The organism is Streptomyces sp. NPDC005402, from assembly GCF_040606575.1.
GTDB lineage: Bacteria > Actinomycetota > Actinomycetes > Streptomycetales > Streptomycetaceae > Streptomyces.
Genome location: NZ_JBEXFB010000009.1, coordinates 163011 through 178082 on the forward strand (window position 1 = coordinate 163011; position 15072 = coordinate 178082).

12 protein-coding genes are annotated in these 15072 nt (G+C 71.2%); 4 read left to right on the forward strand and 8 right to left on the reverse strand.

What is annotated here, in order from left to right:
* The first annotated feature begins 23 nt into the window (after window positions 1-23).
* Window positions 24-1247, forward strand: a complete 1224-nt coding sequence (locus ABZT02_RS19525) for a glycosyltransferase (RefSeq protein WP_356019197.1) — start codon at window positions 24-26, stop codon at window positions 1245-1247.
* 22 nt (window positions 1248-1269) lie between these two features.
* Here the strand turns inward: ABZT02_RS19525 and ABZT02_RS19530 are convergent, their stop codons facing one another.
* Complete coding sequence (locus ABZT02_RS19530; protein WP_356019199.1) at window positions 1270-1932, reverse strand: helix-turn-helix domain-containing protein; 663 nt, start codon at window positions 1930-1932, stop codon at window positions 1270-1272.
* 184 nt (window positions 1933-2116) lie between these two features.
* On the opposite strand from ABZT02_RS19530, the gene ABZT02_RS19535 reads away from it, so the two are divergent.
* Window positions 2117-3361 carry a YncE family protein gene (locus ABZT02_RS19535; protein ID WP_356019200.1) on the forward strand — a complete coding sequence of 415 codons (1245 nt, stop codon included), beginning with the start codon at window positions 2117-2119 and terminating at the stop codon, window positions 3359-3361.
* An 82-nt stretch (window positions 3362-3443) separates the two neighbouring features.
* Here the strand turns inward: ABZT02_RS19535 and ABZT02_RS19540 are convergent, their stop codons facing one another.
* Both ABZT02_RS19540 and ABZT02_RS19545 read right to left on the reverse strand, forming a co-directional pair.
* Window positions 3444-5297, reverse strand: a complete 1854-nt coding sequence (locus ABZT02_RS19540; protein WP_356019201.1) for an endoglycosylceramidase — start codon at window positions 5295-5297, stop codon at window positions 3444-3446.
* Between the two features lie 59 nt (window positions 5298-5356).
* Window positions 5357-7273, reverse strand: coding sequence for a translation factor GTPase family protein (locus ABZT02_RS19545; protein ID WP_356019203.1), 1917 nt, complete (start codon window positions 7271-7273; stop codon window positions 5357-5359).
* Window positions 7274-7590: 317 nt separating this feature from the next.
* On the opposite strand from ABZT02_RS19545, the gene ABZT02_RS19550 reads away from it, so the two are divergent.
* Window positions 7591-8691, forward strand: a complete 1101-nt coding sequence (locus ABZT02_RS19550) for an XdhC/CoxI family protein (RefSeq protein WP_356019204.1) — start codon at window positions 7591-7593, stop codon at window positions 8689-8691.
* A gap of 631 nt (window positions 8692-9322) precedes the next feature.
* Here the strand turns inward: ABZT02_RS19550 and ABZT02_RS19555 are convergent.
* Window positions 9323-9835: a metallophosphoesterase gene (locus tag ABZT02_RS19555; protein ID WP_356019206.1), complete on the reverse strand. Its 513-nt coding sequence runs from the start codon at window positions 9833-9835 to the stop codon at window positions 9323-9325.
* Between the two features lie 870 nt (window positions 9836-10705).
* On the opposite strand from ABZT02_RS19555, the gene ABZT02_RS19560 reads away from it, so the two are divergent.
* A complete protein-coding gene (locus ABZT02_RS19560) occupies window positions 10706-12652 on the forward strand; it encodes a glycosyltransferase family A protein (RefSeq protein WP_356019207.1) in 1947 nt (648 codons plus the stop codon).
* Between the two features lie 71 nt (window positions 12653-12723).
* Here the strand turns inward: ABZT02_RS19560 and ABZT02_RS19565 are convergent, their stop codons facing one another.
* From ABZT02_RS19565 to ABZT02_RS19580, 4 genes are all read right to left on the reverse strand, one after another.
* Window positions 12724-13527: a class I SAM-dependent methyltransferase gene (locus ABZT02_RS19565; protein WP_356019208.1), complete on the reverse strand. Its 804-nt coding sequence runs from the start codon at window positions 13525-13527 to the stop codon at window positions 12724-12726.
* Window positions 13524-14243 (reverse strand): hypothetical protein, encoded by a 720-nt coding sequence (locus ABZT02_RS19570; protein ID WP_356019209.1) that lies wholly within the window; start codon window positions 14241-14243, stop codon window positions 13524-13526. Before ABZT02_RS19570 ends, ABZT02_RS19565 begins: the two co-directional genes overlap by 4 nt.
* Window positions 14244-14319: 76 nt before the next feature.
* Window positions 14320-14496 carry a hypothetical protein gene (locus ABZT02_RS19575; RefSeq protein ID WP_356019210.1) on the reverse strand — a complete coding sequence of 59 codons (177 nt, stop codon included), beginning with the start codon at window positions 14494-14496 and terminating at the stop codon, window positions 14320-14322.
* A 154-nt stretch (window positions 14497-14650) separates the two neighbouring features.
* Entirely contained in the window at window positions 14651-15070 is a 420-nt protein-coding gene (locus tag ABZT02_RS19580) for a CBS domain-containing protein (RefSeq protein WP_356019211.1), read from the reverse strand.
* Between the last annotated feature and the right edge of the window lie 2 nt (window positions 15071-15072).

A 15072-nucleotide genomic window follows, 5' to 3' on the forward strand; every position in this document is an offset into this window, starting at 1 on the left:
TGTCGGTCGTGAGGGTAGCGATCATGACAGCGGGTTCCCGGGGTGATGTGGCCCCCTTCACCGGTCTGGGGCACGGCCTCGCGTGGGCCGGGCACGAGGTCACCCTGGTCACCCACGGCCGCTTCGAGCCGCTCGCGGCGCGGGCCGGCATCGGCTTCCACGCCCTGCCGGTCGATCCCCGCGCCGAATTGGAGTCCTCGCGCGGGCGAGCCCTGCACCGCAGTACGACCGGCGTGGGCAAGCTGGCCCGGGTGGTCGCCATGGCGCGGGCGCTGGCCGTGGAGATGACCGACGACCTGGTGGCCGCCGCCCGGGTGAGCGACGCCCTGCTGCTGTCCGGATCGGTGGCCCCGCTGGGCCACGCCGTCGCCGAGGGGCTGGGACTGCCCAGCCTGGGCCTCAACCTCCAACCCCTCGCGGCCACCCGGGAGTTCGCGCCGCCCTTGCTGGGCACCGGCTCCTGGGGCCGTCTGGGCAACCGGGTCGCCGGGCTGGGCCTGAACCTGGCCGTGGAACAGGTCTTCGCCGCGGCCCTCCCACCCGTGCGGGCCCGGCTGGGCCTGCCTCCGACGGGCCCGGCCGCCGCACTCCGCACCCGGGAACGACAGGGCTGGCCGATCCTGCACGGTTTCAGCCCACGGGTCATCGCCCGGCCCCGCGACTGGCGGTCCGGACTCGACGTGGCGGGCTACTGGTGGCCGTACGACGGCGACGCACCGCTCCCCGACGAACTGCGGGACTTCCTCGACGCCGGACCGCCCCCGGTCTTCGTGGGCCTCGGCAGCGCGACCGTGCCCGACCCCGCGCGGATCAGCGCCGAGATCGTGCGGGCCCTGCGCCGGGCCGGTCTGCGCGGGGTGATCCAGCGCGGCTGGGCGGACCTCACGGCGTCGGGCGACGACATGCTGACCGTCGGAGAGGTGCCGCACTCCGCGCTCTTCCCGCGGATGGCGGCGGTCGTGCACCACGCGGGCGCGGGCACGACGGCGGCGGGTCTGCGTGCGGGGGTTCCGGCGGTACCGGTTCCGATCCAGTTCGACGAGAGCTTCTGGGCGGCGAGACTGGTGGCGCTGGGCGTGGCGCCGCGTGCCGTACCGCTGAGGCGCCTGACCGCCGACGCTCTGCAGGCGGCCCTGCTCCGGGTCACGCGGGACGCGGAGTACCGGGAGCGGGCGCGGGCGCTCGGGGCGCACATCCGCGAGGAGGACGGCGTGACGCCGGTGCTGGAGGCGGTGGACAGGCTGTGAAGCACGACGGCCGCCGCCCGGGTCACGCCCGGAGCGACTCCCACCCGGGCGGCTGCAGGATCCCCAGCAACTGCCGTACCAGCTCCTCCACCACCTCGTCCAGGGTCGCGTCCACCCACCCGGCGTTCCAGTCGTGCAGCAGCCCGTTCACACTGCCGATGAACCCGGTCGCGGCAAGCCGGTAGTCACGTCGGGCCGCCTCCCCCCGAGCGACGGCCCGGTTCGCCTCGGCGCAGACCAGGTCGACCCAGTGCGCACGACGGGCCAGCCGCTGTTCCTCAAGGCGCGCGCTGACGCCGATGATCTCCACGAACGTGATCCGCACCCGGCGGGGATCGGACGTGACGTTCGCCGCGTACGCACGGAAGATCGCGGCCGCCCGCTCGGCGAGGGGCAGGTGGTCCGCGTCGGCCACCGCGGCCACCACGGCCACCGTCGCCCAGTCGTTGACCTCCAGGTGAAGCGCCGCCAGGACGTCCTCGAGGGTGCGGAACTCCTCGTAGAACTGGCGGGTGGAAAGGCCCGCGGCCTCGCTGAGGGCCGCGACGGTCGTGGCGCGGTAGCCGGGAGCGTCCCCGAAGAGCTGGAGTGCCGCGTCCAGGAAACGGCGGCGCCGCTCGGCCTGCCGCTCCGCGGCCGTCTTGCCGCCGTAGCGACCGGTCGGGGCCTTGAGCCTGCCCGTCACCGCACCTCCCACTCCGGCCGGAGTGTCCGGCCTTCCGTATGAGCGCCAATTTTGTCGTGTACGCAGTCTTGTGGAGAAGGGCCCCCCTTCCTTACTTTGCAGTAAGTTAACTCTGAAAGCACGCGTCTTCAGTTTTGCCGTCTTGGCATGCCCCCGTCATGAGCCGCCCAGAGGGAGACCCGTCATGCCTGTTCTCAAGCCCAGACACCTGTGCGCCATGGCCGCCGCCGTCGTCCTGACCGCCACCGTTCCCGCTACCGCCGCCTCCGCCGCGGACGCCGCCGCCCTGCGCGAGGTGCTGTTCGTGGGCAACAACTGGGACGGCACCGCCGACGTCATCAAGTCCTCCGGCGACCTGGCGAAGATCGGCCGGATCAACGTCGTCCCCGACAAGGACGCGCGGATGGCGGAGATCAACGCCGATCCGATCAAGTGGATCTACTTCATGGCGATCCGCAACAGCGTCGGCGAGGGCCACGACCAGTTCGTCGACGACATGTACTCCACGCCGGACGGCAAGTCGGTGGTGGTCTCCCGGCCGAGCTTCGCGGACGTGGTGTCGATCGACCTGGCCACCGGGAAGATCAACTGGCGCTTCAAGGTCTCGGGTTACCGGGCGGACCACATGGCGGTCTCCCCCGACGGCACCCGGGTCGCGGTGTCCGCCTCCACCGCGAACACCGTGCATGTGCTGAACATCAACACCGGTCAGCAGCTCGGCTCGTTCGCCACCGGCGACAAGCCGCACGAGAACATCTTCAGCAGGGACGGCAAGTACATCTGGAACATGGCGATCGGTGACGTGAACACCGACTCCGACGCCCCCTGGCAGGACTTCACGAAGGGCGACCGGCACATCACGGTGGTCGACGCCACGACCTACAAGCAGGTCAAGATCATCGACATGCGGGACAGGCTGAACGCGATCGGCCTCAAGGACTACTCGGACGCCGTCCGTCCCGCGGTGTTCTCGCCGGACGAGTCGAAGCTGTACTTCCAGGTGTCGTTCTTCAACGGCTTCTTCGAGTACGACGTCGCCACCGACAAGATCACCCGTACGAAGACCCTGCCGAAGAACCCGGCGACCAGCGACGACCGCACCACCATGGTCAACGACTCGCGCCACCACGGTCTTTCGATGAGCCCGGACGGCAGCAAGCTGTGCGTCGCGGGCACGATGGACGACTACGCGACCGTCGTGAACCGCACCACCCTCCAGGAGGGCCCGCTCGTCACCGTCTCGAAGCCCTACTGGGCGACCGTCAGCGGGGACGGCAAGAGCTGTGTCGTGTCCGAGAGCGGTGCCGACCAGGTCACCGCGATCGACTTCGCGACCGGCCAGAAGACGGTGTCCGTGCCGGTGGGCGACCATCCGCAGCGGGTGCGCCTCGGGCATGTGGCCGCGGACTGGACCAGTCCCGCCTCGTAGCGGGAACGTCGGATCTCGCAGCCGGGCCGGTACCGCCCCCTTCTGGGACCGGTACCGGCCCGGCCGTCCGACGAGGGCAGGGTCAGCCGAACTTCTGCGCCGTCCAGGCCGCGAGTTCGGACCTGGCCGCGCCCAGCACGGACGCGGAGGGCGAGGTGGCCCCGTTGGTCACCAGCGCGTAGTGCAGGACGCCGGAGTCGGAGTCGGTGAACAGGAGGCGGCGGCTGCCGGTGCCGCCCGGTTCGACAGCCGCGCCGACCGGGGTGGACGGGGTGTACGCGGGCGGGCCGTGGACCGTGCCCAGGTCGGAGACGACGGTGGTGGTCGCGGCCGGGAAAGAGGCGGGCAGGTGGAGTTCGGTGGGCGCGGAGCCGCTTGCCGAGCGCCACACCAGGACCGAGTACTGGCCCGACCCGACCAGCGACGACACGTTCGGCAGACTGCTCGGCACCGGGTTCCAGGTCAGGGTCGTGGAACCGTCCCGTGAGCGGTCCTCGTAGGTGAAGGCGACCGTGGTGCCGGAGGTGGCGCTCGGGTAGACCCGGTCGAGGAGCCGGGCGTCCTGGCGGAGTACCGCCGTGCCGGAGTCGTCGAGTCTCACGGCCGACAGGTCCTCGTCGTTCCAGGCGTCGCCCGACGTCATGACCTTGTCCGGGTTGTCGTTCATCAGCTCGTGGTGGCGGCCGTTGTAGATGTCCCACTGCCACTGCGTGCCGGAGAGGACCGGTCCCGAACCGGCGGGCGTGGACCACCAGTTGGCGCCCTTCACCCGGGAGTCGAGGGCCTGGTACATGGCCTTGAGGACGGTCGGCGCCTTGCCGGCGGTCGAGCCGTTCAGCGGGTGCCCGAACTCGCTGACCACGGCCGTCGTCCCGGCCGCCGCCGCGCGGTCGCGGACCGTGCCGAAGTCGCCGACGTACTGGCCGTCGGAGGCGTTGCCCCACATCAGGATGCCCGAGATGGCCTTCTGGTCGTAGAAGTGGGTGTTGAAGACGTACCGGGAGCCGAGCGTGCCGGCGTCGAGCAGGCCGCCCTCCTCCTTGCTGACGTTGCCGTTCCAGAAGAGGTTCGGCTCGACCATGGCGGGCTTGTCCGTCCAGCCCGCCGCGTCCATCCGGGCCCGGAACTTCACATAGAAGGGCCACAGCAGGTCGCGTTCCCAGGTGCGGCTGTTCTGCCCGGAGTCGTAGGTGCCGGCGTAGGGCTCGTTGTACGGGTCGAAGCCGACGACCGAGGCGAACTCCTCGCTGCTGAGATTCGCCTTGAGGTACGCCATCGTCTTCTGCGCGGTGTCCAGGAAGAAGTCCTGGAGGCCGTACCGGTTGTGCCAGAAGTCGTACTGGCCGGCCTTCACCGCACCGTTCTGCGTGATGTTCTGCCCCCACATCAGGCAGATTCCGCAGGACTCGGCGGAGTAGTTGCCGAGCGCGACCGCCCATGCGGGGGCGCCGTCGCCGGTGTACCAGCTGCCCGAGTTGAACAGCCAGCGGGAGTACAGGTCCTGGTGGAAGTCGGGGTAGACGCGGATGCCCGCGTCGAGGAACGCGCGCATCTGGGCGGTGGCGTTCGCCAGGTACATGGTGTCGACCTGACCTTTCACCGGTTCCGCGTAGGCCCAGGACAGCAGGAAGCGCACGGAGTTGCCGCCGCCGAGGGCTCTCAGCGCGGTCGCCGACTTCCTGGCGTCGGCGACCGAGGCGAAGGGCAGGCCCTTGTTCTCGGCGAGCTTGGTCTCGCCGGAGACGTTGTAGCCACGCAGCACGACCTCGCGGCCGTTGCCGTCGACGAACCGTCCGTTCTGGACGGTGAGGGGGGTGCCGTCGAAGGAGAGGGAGTCGGTGAGGGCGTCGGCGGGGGCGGGCCGGGCGCCCGCGACCGTCAGGAATCCACAGAGGACAACCAGAACAACGAGCAGACGTGCGCGTTTATTCGGCATGTACCTTACAGTCCGACTCATCCGGCACACCGTCAACAGTTATGACTGATGAGTAAGTTTCAGCTTTTCCGGGTAGGGGCCGGTCGAAACGGGACATTGCCGTAGGTGATCCGTGCGTAGTGGTCGAAGACACTCTCCAACTCGCCCTCACCCCTGGTGAGGGCGGGCAGCCGTAGCTCCAGCGCGTGGAGTCGGGCCGCCGGCACCGTGCCCTCCACCGCGCCGGTCTCCCCCCGGGTCTCGGTGGTCTCCGGTACGGCCCGCAGCGCGCCCAGCGCCGGCAGCAGGGCCCCGAGGGTGTCGGCCGGGGCCTCGACACGGAACCGGTGCACGGGCTCGTACACTCCCGTGCCCGCCCGGCGCAGGGCCTCGACCAGGACCAGCGGGGTCACGCCACGGAAGTCGGCGCCCGTGCTGGACATGCTCTTGTTGAAGCGCTGATGGGCATGGCTCTGCCGGGGCGAGTAACCGCAGTGGGTCATGGTGATCGTGCAGTCGGTGACCTGCCAGCCGTACAGGCCCTGGCAGAGGGTCGCGTGCACGGTGTCCTCGACGGCCTTGAAGAAGGCGTAGGGCATGGCGCCCAGCTCCACCTCCCGCCGGAACCCGATGCCCGATCCGGTGGGTGCCGGGTCGACCCGCAGGCCGACGGTGGCGAGGAACGGGTTGCCGTCCTTCTTGTTGAACAGGACGGCCGCGCCCGTGCCGGCGGGCCGCTCGATGCACAGCGGCGAGCTCTCCCGGAAGGTCACGTCGAAGCCGAACTCCTCGGCGAGCGTGGCCTGGATGACCTCCTTCTGGACCTCGCCGTAGAGGGAGACGGAGGTCTCCTGGCGCTCCTCGTCGTGGCGCAGACCGATCAGCGGGTCCTGCTCGGCCAACTGGGTCAGGGCGACGTGGAGGGACCTGGCGTCCGTGTCCGGGCCCGGGACGACGACCGTTTCGAGGGAGGGCGGGGCGAAGAAATGGCCGTGGGCCTTGCGGGGTTCGCCGAGGGCGTCGCCGATGCGGATGTCGGCAAGGCCCCAGAGCTTGGCGATCCGTCCCGCCGGGACCGCTTCCCGGCGGCTCTCGGTGCCGCCGTCGAAAACGCTGATCGCGGTGATACGGCCCTCGGTGCGCGCCTCACCGAACGGCACCCGGTCACGGATGCCGAGCGTGCCGGAGAAGAGGCGCGCGTACGCGACCTTCTCCCCCGCCGGGCCCCGCTCGACCTTGAACACCGTGCCGGAGACGGGCCCTTCGGGGTCGCCGTCGGCGGCGGGCAGCAACTCCTTGATCCCGGTGATCAGTTCGGGCACTCCCGCGCCCGTGACCGCCGACCCGAAGAACACCGGGTGCACCAGGGCCTGCCGGGTCTGCGCGACCAGTGCCCTGCGCAGCGGATCCGCACCGACCCGCCCCTCGACACAGGCCGACAGCAGATCGTCGTCATGGTCCGTGAGGACGTCGTAGGCACCGATCCCCGGGAGGAAGCGGGCCTCGCGCGTGCCGGGTGCGTCCACCGTCCCCATCGGCACGATCGCCGGAGTGAGCCGGTCGGCGACGGCCCGCAGGACACGGTCGTACCCCGCTCCCCGCCGGTCGATCTTGTTGACGAAGACGAGGGTCGGGATGCGCAGCCGCTGGAGGGTCCGCATCAGGACCCGGGTCTGTGCCTGGACGCCCTCGACGGCCGAGACGACGAGCACGGCGCCGTCGAGCACACCGAGCACCCGCTCCACCTCGGCGATGAAGTCCGGGTGGCCGGGGGTGTCGATGAGGTTGACGGTGACGTCGTCGACCGCGAAGGAGACGACGGCGGACTTGATGGTGATGCCGCGCCGGCGCTCCAGCGCGAGGATGTCGGTCTGTGTGCTGCCGGCGTCGACGCTGCCGATCTCGTCGATGACTCCGACCGAGTGCAGCAGCCGCTCGGTCAGGCTGGTCTTACCGGCGTCGACGTGGGCGAGGATCCCGAGGTTGAGCAAGTGCACGAAGCGTCATGTCCTTTGGAGAGAGGGGGATTCCTTCCGGGTGGGACATGGACGCAGTGCGCATTACGGCTCCTGGAACGTGCGACGGCAAGGACACGAGAAGTGCAGCAGGTGCGCGGCCCCGACGGCAACGGATTAAGTCCGTCAGCGGCTCGGTTCGGGGGTACCCGGCTCGGTGAGCTGCTGCGGTAGGCCGGGAGCGTGGCGATCCGGAGCTCCTCGCGGCCCGAATGCGACGCTTGCACCGGCCGGCGCACCGGGTGATCCGGGCCGAGCCGTGCCGGAGCGTCTGGCGGCGGTGGCGAAAGGAGCCGACGATGCGTGACATCCTCCCGGTACTGAACGGCTGGTACACGGCAGGGGTGGCGTTCGGGCTGGCCACGGTCGTCTCGACGAGCCGCAGCGCACCCCGCGATCCGGGTGCGGCCATGGCCGTGGGCCCGGACGACGAGGTGGTCGGCAGTGTGTCCGGCGGCTGTGTCGAGGGCGCCGTCTTCGAACTGGCGCAGGAGGTCGTGGCGACCGGCGAGGCCCGTCTGGAGACCTTCGGGTACAGCGACGAGGACGCGTTCGCGGTGGGGCTCACCTGCGGCGGTGAGATCACCCTTCTCGTACGTCCGGTGACGGCCGCCCTCGATCCCGCGTTCGGCGACATCGCGGAGTCGGTCGCCGCGGGCCACCCGGTGACCGTGGCGACGGTGGCCGAGGGCCCCGCACCCCGCGGTGCCACGCTCGCCGTGTGGCCGGACCGCGTCGCGGGCACCCTGGGCACCACCGGCCTGGACGTGGCGGTCACCGCCGACGCCCGCGGTGAACTCGCCCTGGGCGCGACCGGGTTGCGGCATTACGGCCCGCACGGTGAGCGCCGCGAGGACGCGGTCGGCGTCTTCCTGCACTCCTTCGCCCCGCCGCCCCGCATGCTGGTCTTCGGCGCGATCGACTACGCGGCCGCGGTCGCCCGGATCGGCGCCTTCCTCGGCTACCGGGTCACGGTCTGCGACGCCCGCCCCGTCTTCGCCACGCCGAAGCGCTTCCCGGAGGGCGTGGAGGTCGTCGTGGACTGGCCGCACCGCTACCTCGGCGGCACCGACACCGACGAGCGCACCGTGATCTGCGTCCTGACCCACGACCCGAAGTTCGACGTGCCCCTGCTGGAGGAGGCGCTGCGCCGGCCCGCGGCGTACATCGGGGCGATGGGCAGCCGCCGTACACACGACGACCGGATGAAGCGGCTCACCGAATCGGGGCTGGCCGAGGCCGAGCTGGCCCGGCTGCGCTCGCCGGTCGGCCTCGACCTCGGGGCCCGTACGCCGGAGGAGGTCGCCGTGTCGGTGGCCGCCGAGATCGTCGCGCTGCGCTGGGGCGGCAGCGGTGCTCCGCTGACGGCGACGGCGGGGGCGATCCATCCGTCCTCGTGAAGCCTGCCTGGAGGTGAGCTGATCGCGAGCGGCCGGGAGATCCGCGGCCAGGGCACCGCGGGCCACGGTGCCCGGCACCCTCAGCGGGCAGGGCGGCGGTACGGCCGTGTCGGTCCCGAGGAGGCCCCCGAGACGTCCCCGGTCAGTGACCGCGTCGGCGGCGGTCGCGGTGGTCGCGGTCACCCGAATCGGACGAGGGCGGAATCGAGGGGTGTGACACGTGCCCAGAGGGGTAGGCGGCAGAGTACGGGAAAGGGCGTCCGAGCCCTCCCCCACCTCCGATCGGGAAGGAGGTCCGTGAGAACGCACACTCGCAGCGTCCGGGCCGCCTCCCCTGTACTCGGAGCGGCCCGGATCCATGAGTGCCGGTGCGCCGATGTCGGAGCGCCCGGCAGCAGAGTCAGCACCGGCGCAGCGGCAACCGCGTAGAAGCAGGCCGAGCCGAGCGCCACGGGGGGAAGCCCCGCAGAAAACGCGTCTGGTCCCGCGACAGTGCCCGCCACCACGAGGGAGGCGGGCAAGCATCCGGCGCACATCACGACGAGGACGGTGCGTGGCGCCCCGGAGTCCTGGGGGCGCACGGGGCGCACGGGGCGCACCGGACACTGACAGTCCCGGGTGCCCGAGGGTTCTAGGGCGAGACGGACCGCGGCGGCAGGCGGTGCAGCGTCACGTCCGTGAGGCTGCCGTCGGCCACGGTCGCCGTCATGTAGGTGCAGTGCGGCTGGCGTCGGCGGTCGGTCGGCGAGCCGGGGTTGAGCAGCCGCAGTCCACCGGGGGCGGTGGTGTCCCAGGGAATGTGGCTGTGGCCGAAGACCAGGACGTCGGCGTCGGGATACCGGGCGGCGCAGCGGGCCTCGCGTCCCTGGGCGGCGCCGGTCTCGTGGACGACGGCGAAACGCAGGCCGCCCAGTTCCGCGTACGCCACCTCGGGCAGCCTGGCGCGCAGTTCGGGTCCGTCGTTGTTGCCGTAGACCCCGACGAGCCGTGCGCTGCGGCTCTCCAGCAGGTCGAGGGTGGCGGTGTCCACCCAGTCGCCGGCGTGGAACACGACGTCGGCGTGCGGGAGTTCGGCGAGCAGCGGGGCAGGGAGCTGCTTGGCCCGCTTGGGCAGGTGGGTGTCGGACATCAGCAGCAGGCGCACGGGATCACCCTAGAGGGACGTGCGGCCGACCCCGCGGCAGCTGGGCAGCGCGCCGGGGCCGGACTCGTCCTCGGGGCACCACCCGGACAGCTGGACGACGCCCGGTCCGAGGAGTTCGGTGCCGTCGAAACAGCGGGTGACGCCGGAGTGGGACAGTGAGGCCCGTCGGGATCGGGAACGGACCGGTGGACCGCCACCCGCATGAATCGACGGGCTGCGCCACAGGTCGAGGGTCTCCGCCTGGCTGGGCGGCCGCGACAACTACTCCGCCGACCACGAGGGCCGCCGCGTCGGCGGCCGCGGCCCATCCGCAGATCGTCCCCGCCGTCTGGGCCGACCAGGCCTACCCGGGACGGGCCGTGCGCACAACGCGGCGGAGACGCGCGCGGGGTGGGCCACCGAGGAGTTGACCGGCGCTGCTCCGCCTGTCGGGTGCTCCCGCGTCGGCAACCACTCTTCTCGCCGCCGTCGGTCCGCCGCTCAGGCCAAGCAGGACCGTCCCCTCGGCGTCTCCCGCTCCCGTCAACTGCCTGTGGCCCCGGTCCGGGTGATTTTGCGGGTCGAGGTCGAGGCCGTCGGCTGCCGCCCGTCGCGCCGCCCGCCCGCGGAGGTACTGACGCGCTTCCGCGCCGCACGCAGACTCGTCCCGGCGCTGCCCTGCCGGAACTCCGGAAATCGGGGACGCCGGTGTCCCCGGCACCATGCGACGGGCGTCGCCGCCCGCATCGGCCCCGCCTCGCGGCCCGGGTCCTGGAGCCCATCACCGAGGCGGTCTTGGGACACGACGCCCCATCACGCGGCGTTAGCATCGGCTCACATTGCGTCAAGATGTGACGCAAGCCACAAGCCACCCAAGGAGACCGGACACCGATGACGGTCAAGGTCAGCGTCGTCATCCCCGTCTACAACCCGGGGAACTACATCGAGGACTGCATCGCCTCGCTGCGCAGGCAGTCCCTGCCCCCGGACGAGTTCGAGGCGATCTTCGTCGACGACGGTTCGACCGACGACACGCCGGCCCGACTGGACGCGCTGGCCGCCGAGGTCACGAACGTCACGGCCATCCACCAGGAGGCCTCGGGCTGGTCCGGCAAGCCGCGCAACGTCGGAATCGCCGCATCCCAGGGCGAGTTCGTCATGTTCGTCGACAACGACGACTACCTCGGCGACGAGGCCCTGGAGCGGATGTACGACTACGCGTTCGCCAACGACGCCGACGTGGTCGTGGGCAAGATGGCCGGCAAGGGGCGAGGCGTCCCGGTGGAGCTGTTCCGCCGCAACCACCTACGTGCCACCGTCGACAGCGCCCCGCTGATCGACAGCCTGACACCGCACAAGATGTTCCGGCGGGCCTTCCTCGACCAGATCGGCCTGCGCTTCCCCGAGGGCAGGCGCCGGCTGGAGGACCACGTCTTCGTCACCGAGGCGTATCTGCGCGCGGACAACGTCTCCGTGCTCAGCGACTACGTCTGCTACTACCACCTCAGGCGCGACGACGCCTCCAACGCGGGCTTCCAGCGCTTCGACCCGGTGGGCTACTTCCAGAACCTGCGCGAAGCGCTCGACGTCGTCGAGAAGTACACCGATCCGGGGCCGACCCGCGACCGGTTGTTCCGTCGCTGGCTGCGCAACGAGATGGTCGAGCGGATGCGCGGGAAACGGCTGCTGTCCCTGCCCGAGGACTACCGCAAGGAGCTCTTCACCGAGATCCGCGGGGTGGTCGTCGAGCGCTTCGGGCCCGGTGTCGCGGCCGGCCTCCAGCCCACCCAGCAGGTCGTCGCCGCGCTGATCGCCGACGGCCGGCTCGACGACCTGGTCGCGTTCGCCGAGTGGGAGGCCCCCGTCGCCCCCAAGGCCGAGCCGGACGGCGTCGAGTGGGAGAAGGGTGTGCTGCGGGTCGGCCTGACCGCCGAACTCGCGTCCCGCGGTACGCCGATGACGTTTCCCGCCGAGGGCAGCGCCGACCCGCTCACCAAGCCGCCGGCCTTCGTCGAGGAAGCGGTGGACTGGGTCGGCGCTCACGCCGTGGCCTCCTTCGAGCGGGCCACGGTCGATCTGCTGCTGCGTAAACGCGCCAGCTCCGCCCAGTACTTCCAGCCCGTGGAGTTCACCCGGGAGACCGTCCCGGGTGAGGACGGCCGGGTGCGGCTGGTGCTGCGGGGCACGGCAGCTCTGGATCCGGCCACTGCGGCCGACGGCGGCCCGCTCGACGCCGGGCTGTGGGACGTGTTCGTCCGCGTCAAGCTCGGCGGCTGGACCAAGGAGTCCCGGCTGGGCCCGGTCTCGGTCAAGGGGCGTTCGGCCGCTGACGCCGGTGTGTCGGGCGGCCGGGTCGTGCTGCCGTGCTGGACCGCGAAAAACACCCTCGCCCTCGACGTCGACACGGTGGGCGAACGCCTGGGACTCGGTCGGGTCACGCCCGGGAAGGTCACGGTCACCGGTGACCGCGTCGAAGTGCCGGTGCCGTTCCACGTGCCCGGTGACACGCCGGTACTGCTCAGGCTCACCCGTGATTCCGGTGCCGCGCCCACGAAGGTGCCCGGCACACTGCGCCCGCTGGGCTCCGCGGCCCTCCTGGAGGCGGTGCTGCCGGTCGGCGACCTGGCCGGAGCGGCCTGGCACGTCGCGCTGAGCCCGGCGCCCGACGCCGAGAAGCCCCGCTTCCACCCGCTGCCGTTCACGCTCCGGGTGAAGGGGGGCAGCGTCCAGGTCGTGGCCGTGCGCCCGCCCAGGCCCGCCGTCGGACGGCCGCTGGTCCGCAGGGCGAGGCGGCTGGCCGGGAGGCTGCTCGCCCGGTTCAGGGCGCGCGGCAAATAGGAAGCAGATCCCAGGCATACACAGAGCCGGGGAGGACGCCGACGCGTCCTCCCCGGCTCACTGCGCCTCGCTCAGTCGGCGTCGCTGAGCTGCTTCAGGCTGGTGCGCAGGTGCTCCCAGCTGCGGTCCCGCTTGCTGCCGCGGTTGCGCGCGTTCACCAGCGGCTTCCAGAAGGCGGCGTCGATCAGCGTCTCCGGCTTGATCGCCACGGTCCGCTCCAGGACCGTCTCGGGCACCTTCTGCGGGTCGGGGACCACGTACTCCGCGATGATCTCGTCGTACTTGTCCTTGAGCACCGTGTTGCTCGGGTCGGCGCCGAAGACCACGAGCTGCCCGGTGGGCTCGGTGTCGACCAGGACCGCCACCAGGTCGGGACGGTAGCGGTGCAGGACCTCGATCATCTTGTAGACGTCACCGGTCCAGGCGTTGGTGTGCCGGTCACGGGCGGCCTCGTCGACGTTGCGCGGCAGCATGTCGTCGAAGACGATGACGCTGGCCCAGTCCGAGTACTTCTCGACGTTGATGAAGTCGCGCAGCGCGTACTCGAACAGGTGCATGCCGTCGATGAACGCCAGGTCGAGCGTGACATCCTTCCAGTAGCCGAACGGGCTGCGGTTGCGGACGACGTTGCGCAGCGGGTGGCGGCCGCCCTTGAGGTGTTGCAGCGGGTTGTCGCGCGCGAAGAAGTCGTCGCTGGTGGCCTTCGCCAGATGGACGTCGCAGCGGATCTCCGAGACCACCTTGAACGCCGGGTCGATCGCGATGCTCGGTACCCGGGAGAACGTCAGGCTGCGGCCGTCGTTGACGCCGATCTCCAGGTAGTTGCGGTTCGCGCTGGCTTTGTGGAGCCCCCGCAGGAACTCGTGACGTTTCACTGGGAAATCTCCTTGCGGATGTGTGGCAGTGCTTCATGCAGGGCGGACCGCCGGACCCGGTACGAGGCCGGCGCGACCTCCGTCCACCGGTCGCGCCCGGGGGCGCTGTGGGCGGGGTGTGGGGCGGGCCCGTCGAAGGCCTCGCTGCGGGTGGGGTCGACCCGGTCCGGGTCGGCCGAGGTGCCGGAACTGTCCCGGCGCGGGTCGGTGCCGGAACCCGTTCCGTGGAACAGGGATCCGCACCTTGTGCGGTCTCCGCGGACGAGACGGTGGGCCCGGGGCACGCTCCGCGCGGGGGTCACCTCGACGTGGCCGCCGACGAGGGCGGGCGCCACGCGGGACACGCGCTGGCACCGGAGGGTGTGGGTGGTCACCAACTCGCCCCGCCAGAACGGCTCGACGGTACGTAGGACGTCCTGGATCGCCGGCGCGAACAGATACGCGCCCGCGAGGGGGAGGTCGCTCCAGGGCTGTTCCGGCTTCTCGTCCAGGCCGCAGTCCAGGCCGCCCTGGGATCCGTCACCGAGGGCTTCCCGGACTCCTGCGGCGGTGTCGCCGAGGATCATCCCGACCGGGGTGACGCCCGCGTCGGCGAGGGGTTGCGGGCCGCGGAACAGGACGGCCTTGTCGGCGACGGGCACCGGTCGTTCGGCCGACGTGTGCCTGCTCGGCCGCGACCGGGTACCGGCCCCGTCGAACAGCACGAGAGCCTTCATTTGCGTCACGATAGCCCGGATCCGGAGGAACCGGGCCATGACAGCGGGTGACTTGGTGGTGGCGCGGTGTGGTCGCTCAGTCCTCGCCGCGGAAGATGTTGCCCTCTCCCGTGTGCGCGGTGGTGGGTCCGATCCGGTCCTCGACCGCGGGCAGGCAGGTCCGCAGGTCTCCCTTGCCGTTCAGGCGGCGGGCCCTGGACCAGCCCGTCTCGGGCCTACGTGCGACGGGTTTCTCAACGGTCTGCGGGGTCACGGCGGTTCACCGTCCTTCCATGAGCCCTCCGGGTCCCCCGGTCGGCGCGGGACAAACGGACCGGCGGGAAGGCCCGTCAGCCCGTCGCCCCCGCACACACATTCGCCGAGGACCCGAGGCGCCGGAACTTGACGGCCGAACCGGCGTGTCCCGCTCAGGTGTTGGGCCGTGCCACGCTGATGTCGCCCAGGGCGGATCCGGGATCGCGTTCCATGGCCGTGTCACCGAGGGAGACCATGCCGACGGCGTGGCCGTGGTCGACGACCGGGATCCGGCGCACGGCGTGCTCACGCATGAGCTCGATCGCGTGGTCCAGGTCGTCCTCGGGCGTGACGGTCACCAGGTCGTCGCTGCACGCGCCGGCCACGGTGATCTGTTCCAGGTCGCCGCCCTCGGCGAGGGAGCGCACGACGAGGTCGCGGTCGGTGACCAGACCGCGCAGCTCGTCGCCGTCGGTGACCAGGACGGCGCCGAGGTCCTGGTCGCGCATGATCCTGGCGACGTCCGTCACGGAGGTCTGCGGTTCCACGGTGACCGGGGCGCTGGTCATGATGTCGCTGACGTGCTGAGTCATGA

Coding starts and splice junctions, on each gene's coding strand:
- ABZT02_RS19570 (WP_356019209.1), bottom strand. CDS start 14,243: ATGAAGGCTCTCGTGCTGTTCGACGGGGCCGGTACCCGGTCGCGGCCG.
- ABZT02_RS19535 (WP_356019200.1), top strand. CDS start 2,117: ATGCCTGTTCTCAAGCCCAGACACCTGTGCGCCATGGCCGCCGCCGTC.
- ABZT02_RS19580 (WP_356019211.1), bottom strand. CDS start 15,070: ATGACTCAGCACGTCAGCGACATCATGACCAGCGCCCCGGTCACCGTG.
- ABZT02_RS19525 (WP_356019197.1), top strand. CDS start 24: ATGACAGCGGGTTCCCGGGGTGATGTGGCCCCCTTCACCGGTCTGGGG.
- ABZT02_RS19540 (WP_356019201.1), bottom strand. CDS start 5,297: ATGCCGAATAAACGCGCACGTCTGCTCGTTGTTCTGGTTGTCCTCTGT.
- ABZT02_RS19560 (WP_356019207.1), top strand. CDS start 10,706: ATGACGGTCAAGGTCAGCGTCGTCATCCCCGTCTACAACCCGGGGAAC.
- ABZT02_RS19550 (WP_356019204.1), top strand. CDS start 7,591: ATGCGTGACATCCTCCCGGTACTGAACGGCTGGTACACGGCAGGGGTG.